This is a genomic window from Streptomyces sp. AC627_RSS907 (genome assembly GCF_019049165.1).
On record NZ_JAGMUE010000092.1, the window covers coordinates 26,516 to 52,805 of the forward strand.

Sequence of the window (26,290 nt, forward strand, 5' to 3'; positions counted from 1 at the left end):
GCCCCGGCCGGGCGCAGAATGGGGCCATGGCAGCCGTGAAGTACGCCGAGTTGGGAACCTTCCTGCGATCACGCCGGGAACGCATCCGCCCGGCCGACGTCGGGCTCCCGGCCGGACCGCGGCGCCGGGTGCCCGGGTTGCGCCGTGAGGAGGTCGCCCAGCTCGCCGGAGCGTCGGTGGACTACTACAACGAGCTGGAGCGGGGCGCCGGGTCGCAGCCGTCCGAGCAGATGATCGCCGCGCTGGCGAGGGCGCTGCGGCTGTCCGGCGACGAGCGGGACTACCTCTACCGGCTCGCGGACCGGCCCGTGCCCGTGCAGGGCGGCGCCGCCTCGCACGTGCACCCCGGCATGCTCGACCTGCTCGGCCGGCTGTCCTCGACCCCGGCGCAGGTGATCACCGACCTGCACGTCACCCTCGTACAGAACCCGCTCGCCGTGGCGCTGGTCGGGGACCAGTCCGGCTTCCGGGGGCCCCGGGCGAGCTTCGTCCACCGGTGGTTCACCGAGCCCGACACCCGGCGCCTGCACCCCGAGGCCGACCACGAGTCCCAGTCCCGCGCGTTCGTCGCGGATCTGCGGGCCGCCGCGGCGCGGAGGGACGCGAAGGACCCGGAGGTCGGCTCGATGATCCGTACGCTGCTCGACGTCTCCCCCGAGTTCGCGGCGCTGTGGGCCGACCATGACGTGGCCTTCCGGCGGGACGACCGCAAACGCATCGTCCACCCCACGATCGGGGTGATCGAGGTCAACTGCCTCAACCTGTTCAGCGAGGACGGCCGGCAGCGGTTGCTCTGGTTCACGCCGGCGGTCGGCACGGACAGTGCGGGGCTGCTGGATCTGCTCGGCGTCGTCGGGACGCAGGAGATCGTCGAGACGCCGGTCAGCGCTCCGACGCGTACGGCAGGAAGGTCGCCCAGGCGCGGGGAGTGACGGTCAGGCGGGGGCCTTCCACGGTCTTGGAGTCGCGGATGTGGACTGTGCCGGGGGCGAGGGCCAGTTCGACGCAGGAGTTGCCATCCGTTCCGCTGCTGTAGCTGCTCTTGAACCACACCAGTTCAGAGGCGTCCCCGACGGAGGCCTTGCGGATCATGTCTCTCCCAGCAGTTGTCCGATGAAGGCGAGCGACTCTCTCGGCGGGAGAGCCTGCGCCCGGATGGTGCCATAGCGCAGCTCAAGGATGCGCAGGTCCCTGGGCTCGGCAATGGGCCGCCCATTGAACGCACCATCGGAACGGCCCACGGCCGTACCATCCGGGAACTTCAGCAACTCGATCTTGCCGTCCACCCCTGGATGGGCATCGGTGTTCGTCGGCATCACCTGAAGCGTGACGTGGTTCAGCCTTCCCACCTCCAGCAGTCGTTCGAGCTGGCGCTGCCACACCATTGTGCCGCCAACCGGGCGACGCAACGGCGCCTCTTCCAGTACGAAGTGGATCGACGGGGCCGGGTCGCGCTCGAGAATTGTCTGCCGCGCCAGACGGGCGGCCACCATTCGTTCCAGGTCGTCCGAGGAGTACGGCGGCTGTGCCGCCTCCATCAGCGCGCGAGCGTGCTCCGGAGTCTGCAACAGCCCATGGACGCTGTTGCACTCGTAGATGCCGATCTCGACGGCCTTCGCCTCCAGCTTCCCCAGCTCCCGGACCTTCTTCGGGTACCGGACCTTCTTCACGTCCTCCCAAGCCGCAGCGATGAGCCCGCCCGCGCCCAACACCTCGTCGGCCCTGTCCAGATACTCCTGCCGGGGAATCCGCTTCCCGCCCTCGACCTTGTAGACGAGGTCCTCCCCGTACCCCACCGCCGCCCCGAACTCGGCGGCCCGCATCCCCACCGCCTCGCGCCGAAGCTTCAACTGCCGCCCCACCGTGGTGATGACCGCGATGCCCCACTCGTCGTCGGGATCGACCTCCCACCCCGGTTCGTCCGCCTCGCCCTTGAGCCGGCCCGCCTCCGCCTCGACCGTCATCCCACGCCCCTTCGTCGTGCTCGCCGTGTTGCCCCCAGCGCCCTACCCGCAAGCCCCGCCCCGACAGCACCGACAGCGCTGGACAACCACCGGACAGTCACCGTACGTACCCGCTGAGTCACCTCTCACGGTACGCACATGGCGCCACGCTGAGTGACGTGAACCAGAAATCTCCCGCACTCACGGCCTCCGTCCGCAATTTCACCGTGCAGTTGTCCTCCACACCGCGCGGCGCCCGCCTCGCCCGACTGCTCGCGACGGAGCAGCTCCGTTCCTGGGGCCTGCCTCTGGACCCGGCGCGGCAACTCGTCGCCGAGCTGGCGAGCAACGCGGTGGCCCACGGACGCGTCCCCGGCCGAGATTTCCGGCTCACGCTCTACGTCGTCGGTGACACCCTCCGCGTCGAGGTCACCGACACCCGGGGCGAGCGACTCCCCCGCCCGCAGACACCCGCCCTCGACGCGGAGTCCGGCCGGGGCCTGCTGCTCGTGGAGTCGCTGGCGGACCGCTGGGGAGTGGCGGAAGAGCGCTTTCCGCGCAAGACCGTCTGGGCCGAACTCCGCTTCACGCCACCGCGGCACCACATCGTCCACTGACCCCCTTCGGTCCCGCCCTCACGCCACCGTCGACACGCAGAACGGGTGCCCCGCCGGATCCAGCAGCACCCGCCACCGGTCCGGCGCCGGCTGGAAGTCGGGCTTGGTGGCGCCGAGGGCCAGCAGGCGGGCCTCTGCCCTGTCGAGGTCGTCGACGCCGAGGTCGATGTGGGCCTGCTTCTCCTGGGCCGGGTCCGGCCACGTGGGGCGGCGGTAGTCGGCCAGGCGGTTGAAGCCGAGGCCGGGCGCGCCGTCCCGCGTGCCGCCGAGCAGGACGAAGTCGTCGGTGGAGTACACGACGGGCAGGGCGAGGGCCTCGCCGTAGAAGCGGGCCAGTTCGGCGGGGTCGGGGCAGTCGAAGGTGACGGCCGAGTAGCGGAACGCGACGGGTGCCGGGGTGTTCTCCGTGGTGGTCATGGGAGGAACCGTAGGGCGGAAGTAGGACAGATCGCGTCCTACTAGCCCGCGTGCCCGTCCTGCCGGTCTTCGATCTGGCCCGATGACGCACATTGTCGCTGCCCGAGCTGATTTATTACGATCATGACAAACACCTCGCGTCGCAGCGTCCTCGCCGTCCTCGCCGCCTCGGCGGCCACGGTCCCGCTCGGCGGCAACACGGCCTCCGCCTCCCCCGCGCGCGCCACCACGCCGACCGCCGCGCCGGTCGCCCCCCTCGCCCCGCCCGCCGGTCTGAGCGCGGCGCGTTCCTCCGTGACGCTCCCGCCGCTGAACCCCGCGTACTTCAGCGGCCTCACCCTGGCGTCCCGGCTCACCGCCACCGTGTTGCCCGGCACCCCGGCCCGTACCGAGGTCACCTCCGGCGGCAGACGGGTCGCGCTGCTGACCCACGGCGCCCGCACCGTGCTGCTGCCGGGGCCGCAGCGGACGTTCTCGGAGAACAAGAAGCCCTTCGTGGACGACTTCGCGCGGACGCTGCCCGACACGTCGCTGCCCGTGGGTGAGCGCGCGTACTGGGGCACCTCCCCGGGCGGCGGAAGCTGGTCCACCCTCGGGCCGGCGGACACCGACTACTCGGTGGTGCCGGGCACCGGGGCCATCGCCCTCACCACCGACAACGCCAGTCGCCACGCCAGCCTGCGGGACGGCGAGATCACCGACGTCGACGTCCGCTCCGTCGCGCGGTTCGACAAGGTGCCGACCGGCGACGCCTGCTCCTACGCCCTCTCGTTCGGCTACCAGGACACCCGCAACAGCTACCGGGCCCGGCTGTCCTTCACCACCTCCGGCGAGGTCCAGTTCAGGGTGGAGAAGGAGGCCGACGACGCGGTCACCCAGCTCGCCACGGCCGTGACGCTCGCCTCCGGTGTGCCCGCCGGCACCGACTGGACGATACGGGTCCGCCGCGAGGGCACCCGGATCCGGGCCAAGGCCTGGCGGTCCGCCGGCGCGGAACCGTCCGGGTGGGCCTTCGACGTCACCGACGCCACCTTCGGCAAGGGCCGCGTCGGCCTGCGCGCGCTCGCCAACCGGGGCTGTACGAACCTGCCGGTCACCCTGCTCGTCAGCCGGTTCCAGGTGGACGCCGCGAACTGGGCGGAGCCGCCGGTCGTCACCCACTCCGACTGGGTACGGGTCCTGCCCGAACCCTTCGACGGCGTCTGGACGCCCGGACTGGAGAACGTCGTGCGCGGCTGGGCCGGCTCCACCGCCCCGGACGTCCTCGCCCACGCGGCCATGTTCCTCCCCGGCGCCTCACCCGTGGTCGCCGGTTCCGGTCCGGCCGAGGGCAGGCAGGTCCTGGGCGAGGCGGGGTACGGCAACCTGGACCCGCGGGGCAACCGCGCCGAGGGCGCCGACTTCCACGAGTACATGAACAGCGGCTGGACCTTCCCGGACGGCACCCACACCGGCGCGTCCAGCAAGCAGGTCGGCAACCTGGACTGCTCCGGCTACACGCGCATGGTCTACGGCTACCACATGGGCGTACCGATGGCGGCGGGCCAGGACACCTCCGGCACCCGGCTGCCCCGCAGGTCCCGGGACATGGCCGACCACTCGCCCGGCGTGCGCATCGCCCGGACCGACGGCACGCGTCCGCCCGCCGCCGAGCAGATCCAGCCCGGCGACCTCGTCCTGTTCAACGCCGACTCCGGTGACGACAACGAGGTCGCCACGACGGACCACGTCGGCATCTACCTCGGCGAGGACACCGCCGGCGGGCGCCGCTTCCTCTCCAGTCGCAAGACGGTCAACGGGCCGACCATGTCCGACCTGAGCGGCAACTCGCTCCTCGACGGCACCGGCACGTACGCGAGGACGCTGCACACGGTGCACCGCATCTGAGGCGTCCCCCGCTCCCCCGGGGACCCCGCACTGGTCTGTACCAGACTCTTGCCCTCGCTCCGGCCGCGCCGCAAGCTCACCTCATGGAGCTGGAGTTGCGGCATCTCAAGACGGTACGGGCCATCGCCGACGCCGGGAGCCTCACCAGGGCGGCGACGGCTCTCGGCCTCGCGCAGCCCGCGCTGAGCGCACAGCTCAAGCGGATCGAGCGGGCTCTGGGCGGTGCCCTGTTCGAGCGCGGACGGCACGGCGTGCGGGCCACCGCGCTGGGCGAGCTGGTGCTGGAGCGGACCCGGATCGTGCTGCCCGCGGTGACCGAGTTGCAGCAGGAGGCGGCGCGGTTCGCGCGGGCGCCGCACACCGCGCGGCACCTCCGGCTGGGCGGCACCCACGGGCCGTTGCTGGGCGCCCTGGTGGACCGGCTGGCAGACGTGGCGCCGGAGGCCCGGATGACGACCTGCACCTCGTGGTCGGAACGGGAGCTGGCCGGTCAACTGGCCGAGGGGCGGCTGGACTTCGCCCTCGCGGGCACCTGCGGCTCCGCTTCCCCGCCCGGCGCCGAGGGGCTGGTGTGGCGGGAGGTCGCCGTGGACCCGGTGTTCGTCATGGTGCCCGCGGACCACCCGCTCGTCCACCGGCCGGAGGTGGACCTGACGGAGCTGGCGCACGAGGAGTGGGCCTGCGTGCCCGGCGACGGCTGCTTCGGCGACTGCTTCGCCGCGTCGTGCGCCCGCGCCGGGTTCACCCCACGCCGCATGTACGAGACGGACACCGCGTCCCTGGTGCACCTGGTGCAGGTGGGGCGGGCGGTGGGACTGTGCCGGGCGACCTTCCCGACCACGCCCGGCATCGTCACCCGGCCGCTCACCGGCACCCCGCTGGCCTGGCGGCACCTGCTGGGCTGGCACGCGGTGACGCAGCCGCAGGACACCGCCGCCACCGTGCTGGCCCAGGCCCGCATGGCGCACGCGGGCGTGGCGGCGGGCAGCGACAGCTACACGGAGTGGATGGCGGCGCACCGCGTCCCGTGACGCGCCTCGTGACGCGTCCCGTGCGCCTTCCATAACGCCGGGGAGGGGGTCGGCCGATGTCTTCCGGGCGCCGGTCGTCCCTCCCTACGGTTTCGGCACCTCCCCACCGAAACCGAGGAGATCCCCCATGCCCCACCGACCGACCAGACCCGGCGTCAGAGCGGCGGGCGCCGCGCTCGCGGCGACGGCCGCCCTGCTCGTGGCCGGGCTCAGCGGCTCCGCGAGCGCCGGGACGGCTCCCGCCGGCTCCGCGCCCACCGCGGCCGAGACCCTCCGCACCGACGCCGCGCCTCCCGCCCTGCTCCGTGCCATGCAGCGCGACCTCGGCCTCGACCGGCAGCAGGCCGAGCGCCGCCTCGTCAACGAGGCCGAGGCGGGAGCGACGGCGGGCCGGCTCCGCGCCGCGCTCGGCGGCGACTTCGCGGGTGCCTGGGTGCGGGGCGCCGAGTCCGGCACCCTGACCGTGGCGACGACGGACGCCGACGACGTCGCGGTGATCGAGGCGCGGGGGGCCGAGGCGAAGGTCGTACGCCACTCGCTCGCCGACCTGGACGCGGCCAAGGCCCGCCTGGACCGCGCGGCGGCCGACCGGAACACCGCCGACGCACCGGTCTGGTACGTCGACACGCCCACCAACGCCCTCGTCGTCGAGGCCGTGCGCCCGGCGGCGGCCCGCTCGCTGCTGGCGGCGGCCGGGATCGAGCGGTCCCTCGCCCGCGTCGAGACGCGCACGGAGCGGCCCCGCACGTACTACGACCTGCGTGGCGGCGAGGCGTACTACATCAACAACAGCGGGCGCTGCTCGATCGGCTTCCCGGTCACCAAGGGCACCCAGCAGGGCTTCGCCACCGCCGGTCACTGCGGACGGGCCGGCGCGAGCACGAGCGGCGCCAACCGGGTGGCGCAGGGAACCTTCCAGGGCTCGGTCTTCCCGGGCCGTGACATGGCGTGGGTGGCCACCAACTCCAGTTGGACGGCGACCCCGTACGTCAACGGTGCCGGCGGGCAGAGCGTCCAGGTCACCGGCTCCACGCAGGCCCCGGTCGGCGCGTCCGTCTGCCGCTCCGGTTCGACGACCGGGTGGCACTGCGGCACCGTCCAGCAGCACGGCACCAGCGTGACCTACCCCGAGGGCACCATCAGCGGCGTCACCCGCACCACGGTGTGCGCCGAGCCCGGCGACTCCGGCGGCTCGTACATCTCCGGGAGCCAGGCGCAGGGCGTCACCTCGGGCGGCTCGGGCAACTGCAGAAGCGGCGGCGAGACCTTCTTCCAGCCGATCAACCCGCTGCTCCAGAACTACGGCCTCACCCTGAAGACGACCGGTGACGGCGGCGAGGAGCCGGGCGAGCCCGGCGGGACCTGGGCGGCCGGCACCGTCTACCAGCCGGGCGACACGGTGACCCACGGCGGCGCCACCTACCGCTGCCTGCAGGGCCACCAGGCCCGGCAGGGCTGGGAACCTCCGAACGTCCCCGCGCTGTGGCAACGGGTGTGAGCCACAGCCGACGCTGAGACGTCGGAGGCACGGGGAGGGCCCGGGTGCACCTGTGGGGCACCCGGGCCCGGTCACGGCGTCACTCCGTTCAGGTACGGGTCACGCGACCGCAGTCTCCCGACTCTGCCCCGGTGAGGGGCTGGCTGCGGTCGTAGGGATCGGTCAGGGGCCCGGTGGCCGGGTCACCGCCGGCGCCGTCGGCGAACCCGGGGTGCAGGTATCCGTCATGGACACCGCAGCTGGTGTTCCCGTGCTCGCTGAAGTACTTCTCCACCAGGAGCCTGCCCTCGGTCACGTCCCACCTGGCCGGGTCGTTGAGGGTCAGCGTCAGCACACGGCGGACGATCGTACGCGCGACCCGGTCGTCGTCCCCGCGGGTCCGCACCAGCGGGTAGACGAAGGTGTAGTCCGCGTCGACCTTCACGACGCCCGGCTTCCCGGCGGTCAGGGTCATGTGGCCGCGGACCTTGACCACGTCACCGGCCAGGCGGACCTCGTCCGGGTCGAAGCGGGTGAAGAGCCGGAGCGGGTCGTGCTCCACGTCCGGTTCGCTCAGTGACCGGCGCAGCTTCGGCAGCAGCTCCGGCTGCTTCGGGTCGAGGACGGCCAGCGCCTTGTCCGGCCACTCGCCGCGCAGTACGGCGGGATCCAGGTTGGCGGCGACCAGGAGCTCCTTGGTCCGGCGCAGCGCGAACGCCACGTCGTCCTCGCTCATGCCGGACAGCGCCTTCGCCTTCGGTATCTCGATGGCGTCGGCGCCCTCGGCCCACCGCTCGGCCGGTGAGCCGCGGAACGGGTGCTCGCGTGTGGCCCGTTCCGACCCGGCGGCCTCCCCGGGAGCCCCGGTCGGCAGCGCGGTCTCGGCCGCCAGCGGCTTCCGGGAGCCGCCGCCGTCCCCGCCGGGGAACAGGTCCGGCACCAGCGAGGGCCGTACGGCGACGACCGCGAGCACCGCCAGCGTCACCACGCCGACCACCGCGCCCACGCCGCGCCGGCGGGCCCGGCGATCGTTCCCCGCCCGCGCCGACGGGCCCGTACGCCACCCCGGCGGGGTGGTGGGCCGCTGTTCCCGCCGTGCCGCCTCGTCCTCCTCCCGCAACCGCCGGGCCACCATCCGCGCCCGTGCCGACGGCTCCTTGGGGGCCGCCGCCCCACCGCCCTCGGCGGCTTCCCGCAGGAACGACTCCAGCTGCTCGTCGGACAGGGAGGGTGCCGGATCGTCGTCGGGACGGCCGGGAGGCGGGACGATACTCACGGGCTCACTTTCCGGTCAGTGGTTCAGTGGTTCAGTGGTTCAGTGGTTCAGTGGTGGGGACAGGACCTTGTGACAGCCGACGGCGCGCCGCCGCCTCGGGATCAGGCCCGCAGATACGCCAGGACCGCCAGCACCCTGCGGTGCGTCTCGGTTGCCGGGGGAAGGTCGAGCTTGGTGAGGATGCTGCCGATGTGCTTGCCCACGGCCGCCTCGGAGACGACGAGTTCGCGGGCGATGGCGCCGTTGGACCTTCCCTCCGCGATCAGGGCCAGCACCTCCCGCTCGCGCGGGCTGAGCCGCTCCAGGGGGTCGCGGCGGCGGCGCAGCAACTGGCGTACCACTTCCGGGTCGACGACCGTGCCGCCGTCCGCGACCTCGGACAGCGCGTCGACGAACTCCTCGACCTGGCCGACGCGGTCCTTCAGCAGGTAGCCGACGCCCGTGCCGTCGCCGGAGTCCAGCAGTTCGGCCGCGTAGGCCCGCTGGACGTACTGGCTGAGGACGAGGACGGGCAGGGTGGGGCGCTTCTCCCGCAGCCGCACCGCCGCGTGCAGGCCCTCGTCCTGGAAGCCGGGCGGCATGCGGACGTCGGTGACGACGACGTCCGGGGTGTGCTCCTCCACGGCCGCGACCAGTGCCTCCGCGTCCCCGACGGCCGCCACGACCTCGTGGCCGCAGCGGGTGAGCAGGCCGATCAGCCCGTCCCGCAGCAGCACGCTGTCCTCGGCCAGTACTACGCGAAGCGTTCGGTCAACTCGCAAGGAATCTCCACGCGCAACAGGGTCGGGCCGCCCGGCGGACTGGACAGGGAGAGTCTGCCATCCAGTACCGACACCCGGTCGGCGAGCCCGGTCAGCCCACTGCCCGCCCCGGCCGCCGCGCCGCCCCGGCCGTCGTCGCGGACCTGGAGGAGCAGCCGTCCGTCGCCGTGCCCGCCGGTGACCTCCGCGCGGTCGGCGCCACTGTGCCTGGCGACGTTGGCGAGGGCCTCGCACACCACGAAGTAGGCGGCGGCCTCCACTGCTTGGGGCAGCCTGCCGGGCAGCTCCAGGCGTACGTCGACGGGGACGGCGGACCGGTCGGCGGCGTCGTCGACCGCGGCCTCCAGTCCGTAGTCGGCGAGCACCTTGGGATGGATGCCGTGGATCAGCTCGCGCAGCTCCTCCAGCGCCTTCCCCGCCTCCCCGTGGGCCTTGGCCAGCTGGTCGGCGAGGGGGCCCGGCGGTGCGTCGAGGCGGGCCAGTCCGAGGGACATCGTCAGCGCGACGAGGCGCTGTTGGGCGCCGTCGTGCAGGTCGCGTTCGATCCGGCGCCGCTCGGCTTCGAAGGCGTCCACCAACCGCACGCGGGAGCGGGTGAGTTCGACGACCCTCTCGCCCAGGTCGCCCTCGCGCGGGGTCCCCACGAGTACGCGGGCGAGCTCGGCCCGCGCGCCCGCCACCAGGCCCAGCGCATAGGCGCCCAGGGCGAGGAGCAGCAGCCCCAGCACCGCCACCGCGCACGCGGTCGGCCAGGTGGTGACCGTCCACTGCTTGAGCACCTTGGCCTCCTCCCCGTCGCCGACGGTGGCCATCAGCAGCGGGGTGGCGACCGTGGCGAGCGGCAGGGCCAGGGCAGTGGTGACGGCGAGGGCGTCCACCGGCCAGAGCAGGCCGGCGAAGAGCAGGGCGTAGCCGAGTTCCTGCCAGGTCGCCCGCTCCCGCAGCCGGGTCGTCAGCCAGGCCCGCAGGCCCGCCGCGGCGGGCTGCCGGTGCCGGCCGGTTGCCGGGTCGCGGTCGACCAGGCGCAGCCGGAGCCGTTCCAGCTGGGCGACGGGGAGGCCGGCGAGGGCGGTGAGGAGCAGCAGCGGCAGGCCCACCAGGACGACGGCGAGGACACCGCCGACGGCCACCGCGGCGGCGATCCCCACCAGGGTCACGGCACCGGCCACCGCCCCGGTCACCAGGTAGGCGAGCGAACGCCACGGCCACGCGGACAGCAGGAAGCCGGGGCGGGCCATGGCCTGCCACACATTCCGAGGATGCATGCGGATCACCGTAGAGCCGGGGCGGGCGGCGGAACCATGGGCCCGGGAGGAGGACCCGGGGTATGGCCTGCCCCACCCCACTTCTCACCCCTGCCGCACTGCGCCGGGGTGGTCACGGGCGGTTTCGTGGAGTCACCGACGCAGAAGCCGACGAGTGGGGACGGAAGAGATGAACGACGACGCGATCCGGTTGCGCTCCGTCAGCAGACGGTACGGGGTGGGCGGCAGTGCCGTGACGGCCCTCGACGAGGTCTCCCTCGCCTTCCCGAGGGGCACGTTCACCGCCGTCATGGGCCCCTCCGGCTCGGGCAAGTCGACCCTGCTGCAGTGTGCCGCGGGCCTGGACCGGCCCACGTCGGGGTCGGTGGTGGTCGGCGGCACCGACCTGACCGGGCTGAGCGAACGGAGGCTGACCCTGCTGCGCCGGGAGCGCATCGGGTTCGTGTTCCAGGCGTTCAACCTGCTGCCGTCGCTGACCGCCGAGCAGAACGTGGCGCTCCCGCTGCGGCTGGCAGGCCGCCGTCCTCCCCGGGCCCGGGTGCGTGAGGTGCTCGCCCAGGTCGGCCTCGGTGACCGGGCCCGGCACCGGCCCACCGAGATGTCCGGCGGCCAGCAACAGCGCGTCGCCCTGGCCCGCGCGCTGATCACCCGCCCCGATGTGCTGTTCGGTGACGAGCCGACCGGCGCCCTGGACTCGCGGACCGGGCGCGAGGTGCTGACACTGCTGCGCGGCATGGTCGACCGCGAGGGCCAGACGGTCGTCATGGTCACCCACGACCCGGTGGCCGCCTCCTACGCCGACCGCGTCGTCTTCCTCGTCGACGGACGCCTCCACGACGAACTGGCCGGCGCCGACGCCCCCGCCATCGCGGCCCGCATGACCACGCTGGAGGCGGTCCCGTGCTGAGCACCGCCCCGCGCACCCACCGGGTGACCTCCGTCCGCCCGCTCCACGGCGACCTCCCCCGAACCGACGCCACCGCCACCGCCACCGCCCCCACCCGCACGAACACTCCGGAGGCCACCCCGTGCTGAGCACCGCGCTGCGCACCCTGCGCACCCGCTGGGTCACCTTCGCCGGCAGTTTCGTCGCGCTGTCGCTGGGCGTCGCCCTGCTCACCGTGACGGGTCTGGCCCTGGCGTCCTCACTGGACGCGCCCGGCCGTGCGCCGGAACGGTTCGCCGCCGCGCCGGTGGTGGTCCGGGGCCAGGACACCCTGCGGGTGCCGACGCCGATCGGCGACCGTACGCAGAAGCTCGCGCAGCCGCGGGCCGTGCCCGCCCGGACCGTCGCGAAGCTGGAGCGGCTCGGCCCGGTCGTCGAGGACCGGTCCTTCCCCGTACGGGCCGAGGGCGGGCCCGGTGGCCTGGTGGGCCACCCCTGGTCGACCGCCGCGTTCGCCCCGTACGCCCTCGACGCGGGCCGCGCGCCGCGCACGGCCGACGAGGTCGTCGTCACCGGCGGCTGGGCCGCGCCGGGCGACCGCCTGGGCACGGATCGGGGCACCCTGCGGGTCGTGGGTACCGTGCCCGACCGCGGGTTCGAGGACGCCGTCTTCTTCACCGACGCGCGGGCCGCCCGGCTCTCCCCGACCAGCGTGCAGCTGGTGGTCGACGCGGAGGCGTCCGCGGTACGGGGCGCGGTGCGCGACAGCACGGGCGTCCAGGTGCTCACCGGCACCGACCGGCGCTACGCCGACGCCGACCCCGAGCGGGACGGCGAGGCGCTGACCGCGATGAACGCCCTGTTCGGCACGGCCGGTGGCGTCACCGCCTTCGTCTCGGTGTTCGTCGTGGCGTCCACCTTCGCCTTCGCGGTCGCCCAGCGGCGGCGGGAGTTCGGGCTGCTGCGCACCGCGGGTGCCACGCCGGGGCAGGTCCGCCGGATGGTGCTCACCGAGGCCCTCGTCGTGGGCGTGCTCGCCTCCGCGGCCGGCTGCCTGCTCGGCTCGTACGGCGCACCGCGGCTGGCGGCGTGGGTGGTCGACGAGGGCCTGGCCCCTTCCTGGTTCGCCATCGGCGACCACACCTGGCCGTACCACACGGCCTTCTGGACGGGACTCCTCGTCGCCCTGTGCGGCGCGGTCGCGGCGTCGTGGCGGGCGGGACGCACCGGCCCCGTCGAGGCACTGCGCGAAGCCTCCGTCGACGCCGGGGCGATGACCCGGGGCCGGTGGCTGTTCGGTGCCGGGCTGCTGCTGACCGCGCTGGTGACACTGGGCGTCTCCCTGGCCGGTGACCCGGGCGACCTGCTGCAGCGCAAGACCTATGTGAGCCGGCCGATGCTGCTGATCAGCGCGGTCGCGCTGCTCGCGCCGGTCGTGGTGCGCCCGCTGACCCGGCTGCTGGCCTGGCTTCCGGCCCGGCTGCCGGGCGCCACGGGCATGCTGGTCCGGGAGAACGCCGCCGCCGGCGTGCGCCGTACCGCGGCCGTCGCGGCGCCCGTGCTGGTCACGGTCGCCCTCGCCGGATCCCTGCTCGGTGCCACCGCCACGCTGAACGAGGCGAAGGCCACCGAGACGCGCGAGCGGACCACCGCCGCCTTCGTCGTCACCGCGCCGGGCGGCGGCACGGGCTTCGACGCGCGGACCGTGGAGCGGCTGCGCGCCGTGCCCGGCGCCGAGGTGTCGCCGACCTCGTCGAGCGCGGTGTACGTCCTGGAGGAGGGCGTGGCGCTCGTGAAGTCCGAGGCGCGTGCCGTCACCGGCCCCGAGGCGCTCGCCGCCACCGCCCGGCTTCCGCTCACCGCCGGCCGGGTGTCCGGCCTCGACGACGGTTCGATCATCGTCAACGAGGAATGGGAGCGGCGCTCCGTGGGGCAGAGCGTGCGGGTGTGGCTCGGGGACGGCACGCGGAGGACGCTGCGCATCGCCGCGGTGATGCACACCGGCACCGGCGACAACGGCGTCTACGTCACCGCGGCCAACGCCCCCGCCGCCCCCGTCGACCGGGTGGACGTCGCCCTCGCCGACGGCGCCGACAGCGGGGCCGTGGCCGCCCTCCTGCGCGAGGCGGTGCGGTCGGCCGGCGGACAGGTGCTCACCGGCGACGAGTGGGTCACCGCGACCTGCCCGCAGACCAACCGCTCCACCCGGCTCGGCCTCCTGCTCGTCCTCGGCATCGCCCTGCTCTACACGGGCATCTCCCTGGTCAACACGATGGTGATGGCCACCTCCGACCGGGTCCGCGACCTGGCGGTGCTGCGGCTGGCCGGGGCCGGCAACGGCCAGGTGCTGCGCCTGGTGGGTGCCGAGTCGCTGATGGTCGTCGTGGTCGGCGCGTTCCTCGGGCTGGGCGTCGCCGGGCTCAACCTGTCCGGGATGTGGGCGGCGCTGGGTCTGCTCTCGGTACGGCCCACTCCCGCGCTGCCGTGGGGGGCCATCGGTGTGACCGTGGGTGCCTGTGCGGTGCTCGCCGTGGCCGCGTCGGTCGTCCCGGCCGCGCTGGCCCTGCGCCGCCGGTCGGTGGAGCTCGCGGGCATCCGTGCATGACCGGCCTCCGCGAGGCCGGCGGCGTGGGGCGGCGGCGTCCGGTGCCCGGGGTGCGGGACCACGGAGGGAGGACACGCCGCGAGGGCATGCGAAAGGGCCCGTACGACCGAAGTCGTACGGGCCCTTTCAGGCATCAGCCCATGTCAGGTCAGGTCGACCGACAAGCAAGCGGAGCTTACTTGTTGATCTTGGTGACCTGGCCGGCGCCCACGGTCCGGCCACCCTCGCGGATGGCGAACTTCAGGCCCTCTTCCATGGCGACGGGCTGGATGAGCTCCACCTTCATCTCGGTGTTGTCACCCGGCATGACCATCTCGGTGCCCTCGGGGAGGGTCACGACGCCGGTCACGTCCGTCGTACGGAAGTAGAACTGCGGACGGTAGTTGTTGAAGAACGGCGTGTGGCGGCCACCCTCGTCCTTGGACAGGATGTAGGCCTGCGCCTCGAACTCGGTGTGCGGGGTGACCGAGCCCGGCTTGATGATGACCTGGCCGCGCTCGACGTCCTCGCGCTTGATGCCACGGAGGAGCAGACCGACGTTCTCACCGGCCTGGCCCTCGTCGAGGAGCTTGCGGAACATCTCGATGCCGGTGACCGTGGTGGTGGTCTTCTCGGTCTTGATGCCGATGATGTCGACGGTCTCGTTGACCTTGAGGACACCACGCTCGATGCGGCCGGTGACGACCGTACCGCGACCGGTGATGGTGAAGACGTCCTCGATCGGCATCAGGAACGGCTTGTCGACGTCACGCTCGGGCTCCGGGATGGCCTCGTCCACGGCCTTCATGAGCTCGAGGACCGAGTTGCCCCACTCCTTGTCGCCCTCGAGGGCCTTCAGAGCGGAGACCTTGACGACGGGAACGTCGTCGCCCGGGAACTCGTACTCGGAGAGGAGCTCACGCACCTCGAGCTCGACGAGCTCCAGGATCTCCTCGTCGTCCACCATGTCGGCCTTGTTCAGGGCGACGACGATGTACGGAACGCCGACCTGGCGGGCCAGGAGCACGTGCTCCTTGGTCTGCGGCATCGGGCCGTCGGTGGCGGCGACCACGAGGATGGCGCCGTCCATCTGCGCCGCACCCGTGATCATGTTCTTGATGTAGTCCGCGTGACCGGGGCAGTCGACGTGGGCGTAGTGACGCGTCTCGGTCTGGTACTCGACGTGCGCGATGGAGATGGTGATACCGCGCTGGCGCTCCTCGGGAGCCTTGTCGATCTGGTCGAAGGCCGAGGCCTCGTTCAGGTCCGGGTACGCGTCGTGCAGCACCTTGGTAATGGCGGCCGTGAGGGTCGTCTTACCGTGGTCGATGTGACCGATGGTGCCGATGTTGACGTGCGGCTTAGTCCGCTCGAACTTCGCCTTCGCCACGGGGGTCCTCCTGAGAGTGGTTCTGGTACGCCTTACTCATCGGCGCCAGGTGATCTTTGCTGGGAAACCCGGACCCGGGTCATTCCGCCGGGTTGGCGGCGGAATGACCCTTGCAGGCTCCGGGGTCAAGCCTAAAGCGTGTGCGGGGGGTCCGTTAAACGGAGTCCGTTACTCGCCCTTGGCCTTCGCGATGATCTCCTCGGCGACGTTCCGGGGAACCTCGGCGTAGGAGTCGAACTGCATCGAGTAGCTTGCGCGACCCGACGTCTTGCTGCGGAGGTCTCCGACGTAGCCGAACATCTCCGACAGGGGCACGAGGCCCTTCACGACGCGGGCACCCGCCCGCTCCTCCATGGCCTGGATCTGGCCACGGCGGGAGTTGATGTCGCCGATGACCTCACCCATGTAGTCCTCGGGCGTGGTGACCTCGACGGCCATCATCGGCTCCAGGAGCACGGGCGAAGCCTTGCGCGCGGCCTCCTTGAAGGCCTGCGAACCGGCGATCTTGAACGCGAGCTCGGAGGAGTCGACCTCGTGGTAGCCACCGTCGATGAGCGTGACGCGGACGCCCGTCATCTCGTAGCCGGCCAGGATGCCGAACTGCATGGCCTCCTGCGCACCGGCGTCGACCGAAGGGATGTACTCCTTCGGGATGCGGCCACCGGTCACCTTGTTCACGAACTCGTACGAGGCGTCGCCGCCCTCGATCGGCTCGATCGCGATCTGCACCTTGGCGAACTGACCGGTACCACCGGTCTGCTTCTTGTGGGTGTAGTCCACGCGCTCGACGGCCTTGCGGATCGTCTCACGGTAGGCGACCTGCGGCTTGCCGACGTTGGCCTCGACCTTGAACTCGCGCTTCATCCGGTCGACCAGCACCTCGAGGTGAAGCTCGCCCATACCGCCGATGACGGTCTGGCCGGTCTCCTCGTTGGTGTGCACCTGGAAGGAGGGGTCCTCCTCCGCGAGACGCTGGATGGCGACACCCAGCTTCTCCTGGTCACCCTTGGACTTGGGCTCGATCGCGACCTCGATGACCGGCGCCGGGAAGTCCATGGACTCCAGGATCACCGGGTTCTTCTCGTCGGACAGCGTCTCACCGGTGGTGGTCTGCTTCAGGCCCATGACGGCGACGATGTCGCCGGCGCCCACCGACTCGATCTCCTCACGCTTGTTGGCGTGCATGCGGTAGATCTTGCCGATGCGCTCCTTCTTGCCCTTGACGGAGTTCAGCACCGCGGTGCCGGACTCCAGGCGGCCCGAGTAGACCCGGACGAAGGTGAGCTTGCCGAGGTGCGGGTCGCTCATGATCTTGAACGCGAGCGCGGCCAGCGGCTCGTCCTCGGACGGCTTGCGCTTGATGACGACCTCGGGGTCCTTGACGTCCTGGCCCTCGATGGCCTCGACGTCGAGCGGGGTCGGCAGGTAGCGCACGACCGCGTCGAGCAGGGGCTGGACGCCCTTGTTCTTGAACGCGGTGCCGCAGAACACCGGGGTGACGGTGGTGTCGTCGGACTTGCCGGAGGCGATGGTGATGCGACGGATCGCGGCGTACAGCTGCTCCTCGGTGGGCTCCTGGCCCTCCAGGAACAGCTCCATGATCTCTTCGTCGTTCTCCGCGACGGCCTCGACCAGCTTGCCGCGCCACTCCTCGGCGGCCTCGGTGTGCGTGGCCGGGATGTCGACGGTCTCGTACATCTCGCCCTTGGCCGCGTCGGCGGACCACACGAGCGCCTTCATGCGGACGAGGTCCACGACGCCCTGGAAGTCGGCCTCGGCACCGATCGGGAGCTGCATCACCAGCGGCTGGGCACCCAGGCGGTCCGAGATCATCTCCACGCAGCGGTGGAAGTCGGCGCCGGTGCGGTCCAGCTTGTTCACGAAGCAGATGCGCGGCACGCCGTAACGGTCGGCCTGACGCCACACCGTCTCGGACTGCGGCTCGACACCGGCGACACCGTCGAACACGGTCACGGCACCGTCGAGCACACGCAGGGAACGCTCCACCTCGACGGTGAAGTCGACGTGCCCCGGGGTGTCGATGATGTTGATCGTGTAGTCGTTGTCCTCGAGCGGCCAGTGACAGGTGGTCGCAGCAGACGTGATCGTGATGCCACGCTCCTGCTCCTGCTCCATCCAGTCCATCGTGGCGGCGCCGTCGTGGACCTCACCGATCTTGTACGACACACCGGTGTAGAACAGGATCCGCTCGGTGGTGGTCGTCTTGCCCGCGTCGATGTGGGCCATGATCCCGATGTTGCGGACCTTGGCCAGGTCAAGTGAAGTGGTAGCCATAAGGCTTCAGTCTTCTCTCGGTCTCGATGTGGGTAGCGACTACCAGCGGTAGTGCGCGAAGGCCTTGTTGGACTCGGCCATCTTGTGCGTGTCCTCGCGCTTCTTCACAGCGGCACCCAGGCCGTTGGAGGCGTCGAGGAGCTCGTTCAGCAGACGCTCGGTCATGGTCTTCTCGCGGCGGGCGCGGGAGTAACCGACCAGCCAGCGCAGCGCGAGCGTGTTGGCACGACCGGGCTTGACCTCGATCGGGACCTGGTACGTCGCACCACCGACACGGCGGGACTTGACCTCGAGGGTCGGCTTGATGTTCTCCAGAGCGCGCTTCAGCGTGATGACCGGGTCGTTGCCGGTCTTCTCGCGCAGGCCCTCCATGGCGCCGTAGACGATGCGCTCGGCGGTGGAGCGCTTGCCGTTCAGCAGCACCTTGTTGATCAGGGAGGTCACCAGAGGAGAACCGTAGACCGGGTCGATGATGACCGGGCGCTTCGGGGCGGGGCCCTTACGAGGCATTCTTACTTCTCCTTCTTGGCGCCGTAACGGCTGCGGGCCTGCTTGCGGTTCTTCACACCCTGGGTGTCAAGCGAACCGCGGATGATCTTGTAGCGAACACCCGGCAGGTCCTTCACACGGCCGCCGCGCACGAGCACGATGGAGTGCTCCTGCAGGTTGTGTCCCTCACCCGGAATGTAAGCAGTGACCTCGATACCGCTGGTCAGACGCACACGCGCGACCTTACGCAGGGCCGAGTTCGGCTTCTTCGGGGTGGTCGTGAACACACGCGTGCAGACGCCACGACGCTGAGGGGAACCCTCGAGTGCGGGCGTCTTGTTCTTCTCGACCTTGTCCTGCCGGCCCTTACGGACCAGCTGCTGGATCGTAGGCACTACTTCTCCGGTTTCTGTGTGCCGAATGGTGAAGCTAACCTGGAACATCTCCGACCCACGCGGTCGGGTGTGTCGAATGCCGCGGAACCACCCGCCAGGCGGAAGGAAGCGCGGATTGCGGTGGCCGTTCACGACCCCCAGTGCGGTTCAAGGCACGCACAAGGGCCAGGGCACACCCCAGGCACAAGGTCTGAGCGTACCTATCGCATTCGCTGCGGTCAAAACAAATGCGCGGGACCGGCGGCGACACCCGTCTCGCACCGGTTCCTCCCGATCCTCCCCCGGGCGGCGCCCGCTCGAACACGGGCCGCGCCCGCCCCGCGGGGAGCCGGGCTTCGCCGGCACACGGGCACGTCGACCGCGAGACCGGCCCGCACCCGGCGCGCAGACACCCACGCGCCGTGCGGGCACCGGCACGGGCATCCGGCGCACCGCCCGCCGCCGTCCCGGCGCCTCAGGCCCGCGGCACCGGGAGGCTCGTCCCGTCCGGCGGTCGCGCGGGGTCGCGCGGGAGGGCGCCGGCCCCGGTGCCGCCGGTCTCGTCCTCGGCCGGTGACGTCGCCGTGTCGTGGCGGACGAAGTACGTCGGCCGGTTCTGCACGGCCGTGTAGATGCGCCCGACGTACTCGCCGAGCAGGCCGACGCAGATGAGCTGGACGGCTCCGATGAACACCACCCCGGTGAAGAGGGAGGTCCAGCCGGGCACCGTACTGCCCAGGGCGAAGGCGGTCAGCGTGTAGACCAGCAGCCCCAGGCAGACCACGAAGGCACCGGCGCCCAGCCAGGTGGCCAGCCGCAGCGGGGCCGCGGAGAAGCCGGTGACGCTGTCGACCGCCAGGCGGATCATCCGGCCCAGCGGGTACTTCGTGCGGCCCGCGGTGCGCGGCGCGCGCTCGTAGGTGACCTGCCCGCTCGGGAAGCCCAGCCAGGGCACGAGGAGCCGGTAGACCCGCTGCTGGTCCGGCAGGGCCTTCAGGGCCTCCACGGCGGCCCGGCTGAGCAGCCGGAAGTCGCCCGCCTGCGCGGTGACCGAGGGACCCGCCAGGCGCCGCATCAGCCGGTAGTAGGCGCCCGCCGACCACCGCTTGAACCCGGAGTCACTACTGCGGTCGACCCGGACGCCGTACACGATGTCGAGGCCCTCGGCGCGGGCCAGCGCCAGCATGTCGGGGATCTTCTCCGGCGGATCCTGGAGGTCTGCGTCCAGGCTGACCACGTAGGCGCCCACCGCCCGGTCCAGCCCGGCGGTGAGGGCGGCCTGGTGCCCCGAGTTGCGCCGCAGCGCGACCACGCGCAGTTCCGGCCAGCCGAGCCGGAAGGCGGCGAGCAGTTCCGCCGTGCGGTCACCGCTGCCGTCGTCCACCGCGACGACCTCGTGGCGGACCCCCAGCTCCGTCAGGACCGGCCGCAACCTGCTGACCAGCGCGGGCAGGACCTCTTCCTCGTCGTACATCGGAATGACGACCGACAGCACGACCGGTTCGTGCTGCCCCGCGTCCCGTTCCTCGGGCACCGCGCCTCCCCTCGGCCTGACACTGAGCACAGATGTGCGACTCTTGTGCGATCTTATGGCAGCAACTGACGGATGAGGGCGGACCCAGGGGGATGACAGCCATGGACACGGCTGCCGACGGCACGGCGACCGGCGCGTCGGCCGGCGCGGGGAAACGGCCGACCGACGAGCACCGGGAACGCTCCTGGCGGACCTGGCCCCCCGCCCTGCCGCCCGGCGCCCGGCCCTACCTGGCCCCGCTCGTCCTGTACGGCGTCACGAAGCTCGTCGGCCTCGCGGTCTTCGCCTCCCTGCTGGAGTACGCCGGGGACTACCGGGGGAAGAACCCGCGCTTCGGCGGCGGCGCCCACTGGTGGGACGTCCTGGCCACCTGGGACGGCTGGTGGTACCTCCAGGTCGCCGAGCACGGCTACGACCCCGCGCTGGTGCGGCTCGACTCCGAGGGCCTGTTCACGGTCCAGCAGAACTCGGTCGCCTTCTTCCCCCTCTACCCGGCCCTCATCCGCATGGTCTCGGAGTCCACGGGCCTCGGCCTGTACGGCTCCGGGATCCTGGTCTCCGTCCTGTCGTCGTTCGTCGCCGCGGCCGGGATCTACGCCGTGATCTCCCTGATCGCGGGAGCCCGGGCCGGCACCGTCGCCGCCGGGCTGTGGGCCGTGGCCCCGGGCGCCGGCGTCGAGTGGGCGGTGTACTCCGAGTCCCTGTTCGTCGCCCTCGCCGCCTGGACCTGCTACGCCGTGATGACCCGGCACTGGGTGGCGGCAGGCCTGCTCGCCTTCACCGCGGGCCTGAACCGTCCCACGTCCGCCGTGCTCATAGGTGCCGTGGGACTCGCCGCGCTGGTGACGCTCGCGCGCCCCGCGAGCCGACGCGAACACGGGGTGCGCGGCCCGGTCTACGCCATGGTCGTCGCGCCCCTGGGCCTGCTGGGCTACATCGCCTGGGTCGGCTACAGCACCGGCGAGGCCACGGCGTACTTCACGCTCCAGCGCGAGGGCTGGGCGCACTTCTTCGACTACGGCGCCTACACCCTGGACGTGCTGCGCAACCTCGCGGTGGGCCGCGGCGACTACCCCTTCGCCTTCTCCACCCCGGACCTGCTCTCGCTGCAGCTGGTCCTGGCGCTGCCCTTCCTGATCGCCCTGATGCTGCGCAAGCGCCCCCCGCTGGTGCTGGTCGCGTACACCCTGGCGACGATCGTCACCGTCCTGGGCACCCAGCAGATGTTCGGCAACACGATGCGCTACCTGCTGCCCGCCTTCCCCCTGCTCCTCGCCCCGGCCGCGGCCCTGAGCCGCCTGCGGCGCCCGGCCCTGGCGGTCTTCTTCACCACGGCCGCGATCGCCTCCGGCTGGTACGCCCACTACGTCATCTTCGAGCTCGGCGTGCCGTAACGGCCCCGCAGCCCGGGCCGGGCGCCGCGGCGCCCCTCCGGCGTCCCGGCGTCACGGCGCCCGTCCGGCGTCACGGCGTCCGTCCGGGCTCTGACGCTGCCCGGCCCGACCGGTCGGGCCGGGCAGTCGTCGCCGCGTCCCGGACCGCGTACGGGCCCTGGGCAGCCGCCGTGCCGCCCCCCGGACGGGCCGCGGCCCCACCGCGGTGGTCCCGTGCCGCCCGGGCCGGGCCGGTCCGGTCCGGGCCCGGCTCCGCGACGACGGGCGGCGGCCCCTCGGCGTCCGCGGTACGGCGCCGGTCCATGGCGGTCCGGGGAGACGTGGCCGCCCGGGACGCGCCGCGCGGCACGTGGGAACGGCCTCACGGGCGGCCAGCCCCGCCCCTTACCGCCGCACGGACGGCCAGGCCCGCCCCGTACCGCCGCACGGACGAGCTGTCGGCTCCCTCACGCGTCACGCTCCGCCGCCTGCCTCCGCACCGCGCCCCCGTCTCCCTCGCAGAGCGGACGTTCCACCTCGCGCCCGGCGGCACGGAGCCGGCCTTCCGCCCCGCGGCACCACGCCGCGCCCCGGCCCTCGGCCCCCGCGCGGTGCGACCGGCCCCCGCGCGGTGCGACGCGCACACGCCGAAGGGCGGCCACCCCACGGGGTGACCGCCCTTCGGTCTCAGCAGCCGTACCGGACGACTCGCTTACTGGTTGTACGGACCGTAGTCGTAGTCCTCCAGCGGAACGGCCTGGCCGGAGCCCGTGCCGAACGGCGAGTAGTCGATGTCGTCGTAGCCGACGGCCGAGTACATCGCGGCCTTGGCCTCCTCGGTCGGCTCGACCCGGATGTTGCGGTAGCGGGACAGGCCCGTACCGGCCGGGATGAGCTTACCGATGATGACGTTCTCCTTGAGACCGATCAGGGAGTCGGACTTGGCGTTGATCGCCGCGTCCGTGAGGACCCTGGTCGTCTCCTGGAAGGACGCCGCCGACAGCCACGACTCGGTCGCCAGCGAGGCCTTGGTGATACCCATCAGCTGCGGACGACCGGAGGCCGGGTGACCGCCCTCCTGGACCACGCGACGGTTCTCGGTCTCGAACTTCGTGCGCTCGACCAGCTCGCCGGGCAGCAGCTCGGCGTCGCCGGACTCGATGATCGTCACACGGCGCAGCATCTGCCGGATGATGATCTCGATGTGCTTGTCGTGGATCGACACGCCCTGCGAGTTGTAGACCTTCTGGACCTCGCCGACCAGGTGGACCTGGACGGCACGCTGACCCAGGATGCGCAGCACGTCGTGCGGGTTGGTGGCACCCACGGTGAGCTTCTGGCCCACCTCGACGTGGTCGCCCTCGGCCACCAGCAGACGGGCACGCTTCGAGATCGGGAACGCCGTCTCGTCGCTGCCGTCGTCCGGGGTGACGACGATCTTCTTGGTCTTCTCGGTCTCCTCGATCCGGACGCGGCCGGAGGCCTCGGAGATCGGGGCGACACCCTTCGGGGTACGGGCCTCGAAGAGCTCGACGACACGCGGCAGACCCTGGGTGATGTCGTCACCGGCCACACCACCGGTGTGGAAGGTACGCATCGTCAGCTGGGTACCGGGCTCACCGATGGACTGGGCGGCGATGATGCCGACCGCCTCACCGATGTCGACCAGCTTGCCGGTGGCCAGCGAGCGGCCGTAGCACATGGCGCAGGTGCCGACCTGGGACTCGCAGGTCAGGATCGAGCGGGTCTTGACCTCCTCGACACCGTGGTGCACCAGCTGGTCGATGAGCACGTCACCGAGGTCGACGTTGGCCGGCGCGATCACCTTGCCGTCGATGACGACGTCCTCGGCGAGCATGCGGGCGTACACGCTGGTCTCGACGTCGTCCGTCTTGCGCAGGACACCGTCGGCGCCGCGCTCGGCGATCCGCAGCCGCAGACCGCGCTCGGTGCCGCAGTCCTCCTCGCGGATGATCACGTCCTGGGAGACGTCGACCAGACGACGCGTGAGGTAACCCGAGTCGGCGGTACGCAGAGCGGTGTCCGCCAGACCCTTACGGGCACCGTGCGTGGAGATGAAGTACTCCAGCACGGACAGGCCCTCACGGAAGGACGCCTTGATCGGACGCGGGATCGTCTCGTTCTTCGCGTTCGACACCAGACCACGCATACCGGCGATCTGACGCATCTGCATCATGTTGCCTCGTGCACCCGAGTTCACCATCATGAAGATCGGGTTGGTCTTCGGGAAGTTGTCGTTCATCGCCTCGGCGACCTCGTTGGTCGCCTTGGTCCAGATCGCGATGAGCTCCTGCGTGCGCTCGTCCTTGGTGATCAGACCGCGCTCGTACTGCTTCTGGACCTTCTCGTCCTGCGCCTCGTAGCCCTTGACGATCTCCTTCTTCGCCTCGGGAACGACGACGTCGGAGATGGCCACGGTGACGCCGGAACGGGTCGCCCAGAAGAAGCCGGCCGCCTTCAGGTTGTCGAGCGTCGCCGCCACGATGACCTTCGGGTAGCGCTCGGCGAGGTCGTTGACGATCTCGGAGAGCTGCTTCTTGCCGACCTCGTAGTCGACGAACGGGTAGTCCTCGGGCAGCAGCTCGTTGAAGAGCGCGCGGCCCAGCGTGGTCTTCAGGGTGAAGGTGTCGCCCTGCTGCCACTCCGGCTCACCCTCCTCGCGGGCCGGGGGCTCCCAGCCGCGGGGCGGGATGGTGCCCACCGGGAAGCGGATGTCGACCTTCGACTGGAGCGACAGGTCGCCCGCGTCGAACGCCATGATCGCCTCGGCGGCGGAACCGAAGGCACGGCCCTCGCCCTTGAGGTCGCGGCCCTCGCCGTCGGTGGTGAGGAAGAACAGACCGAGGACCATGTCCTGGGTCGGCATCGTCACCGGACGGCCGTCGGCCGGCTTGAGGATGTTGTTCGAGGACAGCATCAGGATGCGGGCCTCGGCCTGCGCCTCCGCGGAGAGCGGCAGGTGGACGGCCATCTGGTCACCGTCGAAGTCCGCGTTGAACGCGGTGCAGACGAGCGGGTGGATCTGGATGGCCTTGCCCTCGACCAGCTGCGGCTCGAAGGCCTGGATGCCGAGGCGGTGCAGGGTGGGCGCACGGTTCAGCAGAACCGGGTGCTCCGCGATGACCTCTTCCAGCACGTCGTACACGACCGTGCGGCCGCGCTCGACCATGCGCTTGGCGCTCTTGATGTTCTGCGCGTGGTTCAGGTCGACCAGGCGCTTCATCACGAACGGCTTGAAGAGCTCCAGCGCCATGGCCTTGGGCAGACCACACTGGTGCAGCTTCAGCTGCGGGCCGACGACGATGACGGAACGCGCCGAGTAGTCGACTCGCTTACCGAGCAGGTTCTGACGGAAGCGGCCCTGCTTGCCCTTGAGCATGTCGGACAGCGACTTCAGCGGACGGTTGCCGGGGCCCGTGACCGGGCGGCCACGACGACCGTTGTCGAAGAGCGCGTCGACGGCCTCCTGGAGCATGCGCTTCTCGTTGTTCACGATGATCTCGGGCGCGCCGAGGTCGAGAAGCCGCTTCAGGCGGTTGTTGCGGTTGATCACGCGGCGGTACAGGTCGTTCAGGTCGGAGGTCGCGAAGCGGCCACCGTCGAGCTGCACCATCGGACGCAGGTCCGGCGGGATGACCGGCACGCAGTCCAGCACCATGCCCTTGGGGCTGTTGCTGGTCTGCAGGAACGCGGAGACGACCTTGAGGCGCTTGAGCGCACGGGTCTTCTTCTGGCCCTTGCCGGTGCGGATGATCTCGCGGAGGCGCTCGGCCTCCTCGTCGAGGTCGAAGGACTCCAGGCGCTTCTGCAGCGCGGCGGCGCCCATCGAGCCGTCGAAGTAGGTGCCGAAGCGGTCGCGCAGCTCGCGGTAGAGCAGCTCGTCGCCCTCCAGGTCCTGGACCTTGAGGTTCTTGAACCGGTTCCACACCTCGTCGAGGCGGTCGATCTCGCGCTGCGCACGGTCGCGCAGCTGCTTCATCTCACGCTCGGCACCCTCGCGCACCTTGCGGCGCACGTCGGCCTTGGCACCCTCGGCCTCCAGCTCGGCCAGGTCGGTCTCGAGCTTCTTGGCGCGGGCCTCGAGGTCGGCGTCGCGGCGGTTCTCGATCTGCTGGCGCTCGACGGAGACGTGGGCCTCCAGCGAGGGCAGGTCGCGGGTGCGGCGCTCCTCGTCGACGTACGTGATCATGTACGCCGCGAAGTAGATGACCTTCTCCAGGTCCTTCGGGGCGAGGTCGAGCAGGTAGCCCAGCCGCGACGGAACGCCCTTGAAGTACCAGATGTGGGTGACGGGAGCGGCCAGCTCGATGTGGCCCATCCGCTCACGGCGCACCTTGGCGCGCGTGACCTCGACGCCGCAGCGCTCGCAGATGATGCCCTTGAAGCGGACGCGCTTGTACTTGCCGCAGTAGCACTCCCAGTCCCGGGTCGGACCGAAGATCTTCTCGCAGAAGAGTCCGTCCTTCTCGGGCTTGAGGGTGCGGTAGTTGATGGTCTCGGGCTTCTTGACCTCGCCGTGGCTCCACTGACGGATGTCGTCAGCGGTGGCCAGACCGATCCGGAGCTCGTCGAAGAAGTTGACGTCGAGCACTATGCGTCAATCCCTCTCAGGGTTGTGAGTCTTGGGGTCTGAAACGGGGGTCCTGGGGCCGGCAGGCCTTGATCGCTCA

21 protein-coding genes are annotated in these 26,290 nt (G+C 71.5%); 9 read left to right on the forward strand and 12 right to left on the reverse strand.

Annotated elements, in window-relative coordinates; all coding sequences use genetic code 11:
* Nucleotides 1-26: 26 nt before the first annotated feature.
* Nucleotides 27-932, forward strand: a complete 906-nt coding sequence (locus KUM32_RS20195) for a helix-turn-helix transcriptional regulator (protein ID WP_217143318.1) — start codon at nucleotides 27-29, stop codon at nucleotides 930-932.
* Here KUM32_RS20195 and KUM32_RS20200 read toward each other — a convergent pair.
* Nucleotides 883-1,092 (reverse strand): DUF397 domain-containing protein, encoded by a 210-nt coding sequence (locus KUM32_RS20200; protein WP_217143319.1) that lies wholly within the window; start codon nucleotides 1,090-1,092, stop codon nucleotides 883-885. The two genes, KUM32_RS20195 and KUM32_RS20200, sit on opposite strands and share 50 nt — an antisense overlap.
* Entirely contained in the window at nucleotides 1,089-1,964 is an 876-nt protein-coding gene (locus KUM32_RS20205; RefSeq protein ID WP_217143320.1) for a helix-turn-helix transcriptional regulator, read from the reverse strand. The genes KUM32_RS20200 and KUM32_RS20205 overlap by 4 nt, the downstream gene beginning before the upstream one ends.
* A 158-nt stretch (nucleotides 1,965-2,122) precedes the next feature.
* Here KUM32_RS20205 and KUM32_RS20210 point away from each other — a divergent pair, with 158 nt between their 5' ends.
* Complete coding sequence (locus KUM32_RS20210) at nucleotides 2,123-2,560, forward strand: ATP-binding protein (protein ID WP_217143321.1); 438 nt, start codon at nucleotides 2,123-2,125, stop codon at nucleotides 2,558-2,560.
* Between the two features lie 18 nt (nucleotides 2,561-2,578).
* Here KUM32_RS20210 and KUM32_RS20215 read toward each other — a convergent pair whose 3' ends face one another.
* Nucleotides 2,579-2,977 (reverse strand): VOC family protein, encoded by a 399-nt coding sequence (locus KUM32_RS20215; protein WP_217143322.1) that lies wholly within the window; start codon nucleotides 2,975-2,977, stop codon nucleotides 2,579-2,581.
* A gap of 123 nt (nucleotides 2,978-3,100) precedes the next feature.
* On the opposite strand from KUM32_RS20215, the gene KUM32_RS20220 reads away from it, so the two are divergent.
* From KUM32_RS20220 to KUM32_RS20230, 3 genes are all read left to right on the forward strand, one after another.
* Nucleotides 3,101-4,864, forward strand: coding sequence for an NlpC/P60 family protein (locus KUM32_RS20220; RefSeq protein WP_217143323.1), 1,764 nt, complete (start codon nucleotides 3,101-3,103; stop codon nucleotides 4,862-4,864).
* A gap of 83 nt (nucleotides 4,865-4,947) precedes the next feature.
* Nucleotides 4,948-5,895, forward strand: coding sequence for a LysR family transcriptional regulator (locus KUM32_RS20225; RefSeq protein ID WP_217143324.1), 948 nt, complete (start codon nucleotides 4,948-4,950; stop codon nucleotides 5,893-5,895).
* Nucleotides 5,896-6,022: 127 nt separating this feature from the next.
* The gene (locus KUM32_RS20230) at nucleotides 6,023-7,393 is read left to right on the forward strand and encodes an alpha-lytic protease prodomain-containing protein (protein ID WP_217143325.1); all 1,371 of its coding nucleotides are present in this window, start codon (nucleotides 6,023-6,025) and stop codon (nucleotides 7,391-7,393) included.
* An 88-nt stretch (nucleotides 7,394-7,481) separates the two neighbouring features.
* Here the strand turns inward: KUM32_RS20230 and KUM32_RS20235 are convergent, their stop codons facing one another.
* The 3 genes from KUM32_RS20235 to KUM32_RS20245 form a co-directional block, all read right to left on the reverse strand.
* Nucleotides 7,482-8,648, reverse strand: a complete 1,167-nt coding sequence (locus tag KUM32_RS20235; RefSeq protein ID WP_217143326.1) for a hypothetical protein — start codon at nucleotides 8,646-8,648, stop codon at nucleotides 7,482-7,484.
* 101 nt (nucleotides 8,649-8,749) lie between these two features.
* Nucleotides 8,750-9,409, reverse strand: coding sequence for a response regulator transcription factor (locus KUM32_RS20240; protein WP_217143327.1), 660 nt, complete (start codon nucleotides 9,407-9,409; stop codon nucleotides 8,750-8,752).
* Nucleotides 9,382-10,674, reverse strand: a complete 1,293-nt coding sequence (locus KUM32_RS20245; RefSeq protein WP_217143328.1) for a sensor histidine kinase — start codon at nucleotides 10,672-10,674, stop codon at nucleotides 9,382-9,384. Before KUM32_RS20245 ends, KUM32_RS20240 begins: the two co-directional genes overlap by 28 nt.
* 169 nt (nucleotides 10,675-10,843) lie before the next feature.
* Between KUM32_RS20245 and KUM32_RS20250 the strand changes: the two genes are divergently transcribed.
* From KUM32_RS20250 to KUM32_RS20255, 3 genes are read left to right on the forward strand one after another with little or no spacing between them, the layout of a single operon-like run.
* The gene (locus KUM32_RS20250; protein ID WP_217143329.1) at nucleotides 10,844-11,581 is read left to right on the forward strand and encodes an ABC transporter ATP-binding protein; all 738 of its coding nucleotides are present in this window, start codon (nucleotides 10,844-10,846) and stop codon (nucleotides 11,579-11,581) included.
* The gene (locus tag KUM32_RS44735) at nucleotides 11,575-11,709 is read left to right on the forward strand and encodes a hypothetical protein (RefSeq protein WP_302185166.1); all 135 of its coding nucleotides are present in this window, start codon (nucleotides 11,575-11,577) and stop codon (nucleotides 11,707-11,709) included. The genes KUM32_RS20250 and KUM32_RS44735 overlap by 7 nt, the downstream gene beginning before the upstream one ends.
* Nucleotides 11,703-14,165 carry an FtsX-like permease family protein gene (locus KUM32_RS20255; protein ID WP_217143330.1) on the forward strand — a complete coding sequence of 821 codons (2,463 nt, stop codon included), beginning with the start codon at nucleotides 11,703-11,705 and terminating at the stop codon, nucleotides 14,163-14,165. The genes KUM32_RS44735 and KUM32_RS20255 overlap by 7 nt, the downstream gene beginning before the upstream one ends.
* 175 nt (nucleotides 14,166-14,340) lie before the next feature.
* On the opposite strand, the gene tuf is transcribed toward KUM32_RS20255, so the two are convergent.
* The 5 genes from tuf to KUM32_RS20280 all read right to left on the reverse strand — a co-directional run bounded on the left by tuf (nucleotide 14,341) and on the right by KUM32_RS20280 (nucleotide 20,226).
* A complete protein-coding gene (gene tuf, locus KUM32_RS20260) occupies nucleotides 14,341-15,534 on the reverse strand; it encodes an elongation factor Tu (protein ID WP_161166423.1) in 1,194 nt (397 codons plus the stop codon).
* Between the two features lie 168 nt (nucleotides 15,535-15,702).
* Nucleotides 15,703-17,829, reverse strand: a complete 2,127-nt coding sequence (fusA, locus tag KUM32_RS20265) for an elongation factor G (protein WP_217143331.1) — start codon at nucleotides 17,827-17,829, stop codon at nucleotides 15,703-15,705.
* A gap of 39 nt (nucleotides 17,830-17,868) precedes the next feature.
* Nucleotides 17,869-18,339 (reverse strand): 30S ribosomal protein S7, encoded by a 471-nt coding sequence (gene rpsG, locus KUM32_RS20270; RefSeq protein ID WP_003974303.1) that lies wholly within the window; start codon nucleotides 18,337-18,339, stop codon nucleotides 17,869-17,871.
* A 2-nt stretch (nucleotides 18,340-18,341) separates the two neighbouring features.
* Nucleotides 18,342-18,713, reverse strand: coding sequence for a 30S ribosomal protein S12 (gene rpsL, locus KUM32_RS20275; RefSeq protein WP_003948652.1), 372 nt, complete (start codon nucleotides 18,711-18,713; stop codon nucleotides 18,342-18,344).
* 454 nt (nucleotides 18,714-19,167) lie between these two features.
* A complete protein-coding gene (locus KUM32_RS20280; RefSeq protein WP_308408688.1) occupies nucleotides 19,168-20,226 on the reverse strand; it encodes a glycosyltransferase family 2 protein in 1,059 nt (352 codons plus the stop codon).
* 101 nt (nucleotides 20,227-20,327) lie between these two features.
* Here KUM32_RS20280 and KUM32_RS20285 point away from each other — a divergent pair, with 101 nt between their 5' ends.
* Nucleotides 20,328-21,620 (forward strand): glycosyltransferase family 39 protein, encoded by a 1,293-nt coding sequence (locus tag KUM32_RS20285; RefSeq protein WP_254405855.1) that lies wholly within the window; start codon nucleotides 20,328-20,330, stop codon nucleotides 21,618-21,620.
* Nucleotides 21,621-22,311: 691 nt separating this feature from the next.
* Here the strand turns inward: KUM32_RS20285 and KUM32_RS20290 are convergent.
* Entirely contained in the window at nucleotides 22,312-26,211 is a 3,900-nt protein-coding gene (locus KUM32_RS20290) for a DNA-directed RNA polymerase subunit beta' (RefSeq protein WP_217143333.1), read from the reverse strand.
* Between the last annotated feature and the right edge of the window lie 79 nt (nucleotides 26,212-26,290).

Coding starts and splice junctions, on each gene's coding strand:
- KUM32_RS20245 (WP_217143328.1), bottom strand. CDS start 10,674: ATGCATCCTCGGAATGTGTGGCAGGCCATGGCCCGCCCCGGCTTCCTG.
- KUM32_RS20215 (WP_217143322.1), bottom strand. CDS start 2,977: ATGACCACCACGGAGAACACCCCGGCACCCGTCGCGTTCCGCTACTCG.
- KUM32_RS20195 (WP_217143318.1), top strand. CDS start 27: ATGGCAGCCGTGAAGTACGCCGAGTTGGGAACCTTCCTGCGATCACGC.
- KUM32_RS20230 (WP_217143325.1), top strand. CDS start 6,023: ATGCCCCACCGACCGACCAGACCCGGCGTCAGAGCGGCGGGCGCCGCG.
- KUM32_RS20250 (WP_217143329.1), top strand. CDS start 10,844: ATGAACGACGACGCGATCCGGTTGCGCTCCGTCAGCAGACGGTACGGG.
- fusA (WP_217143331.1), bottom strand. CDS start 17,829: ATGGCTACCACTTCACTTGACCTGGCCAAGGTCCGCAACATCGGGATC.
- KUM32_RS20205 (WP_217143320.1), bottom strand. CDS start 1,964: ATGACGGTCGAGGCGGAGGCGGGCCGGCTCAAGGGCGAGGCGGACGAA.
- rpsG (WP_003974303.1), bottom strand. CDS start 18,339: ATGCCTCGTAAGGGCCCCGCCCCGAAGCGCCCGGTCATCATCGACCCG.
- KUM32_RS20200 (WP_217143319.1), bottom strand. CDS start 1,092: ATGATCCGCAAGGCCTCCGTCGGGGACGCCTCTGAACTGGTGTGGTTC.
- KUM32_RS20225 (WP_217143324.1), top strand. CDS start 4,948: ATGGAGCTGGAGTTGCGGCATCTCAAGACGGTACGGGCCATCGCCGAC.
- KUM32_RS20220 (WP_217143323.1), top strand. CDS start 3,101: ATGACAAACACCTCGCGTCGCAGCGTCCTCGCCGTCCTCGCCGCCTCG.
- KUM32_RS20285 (WP_254405855.1), top strand. CDS start 20,328: ATGGACACGGCTGCCGACGGCACGGCGACCGGCGCGTCGGCCGGCGCG.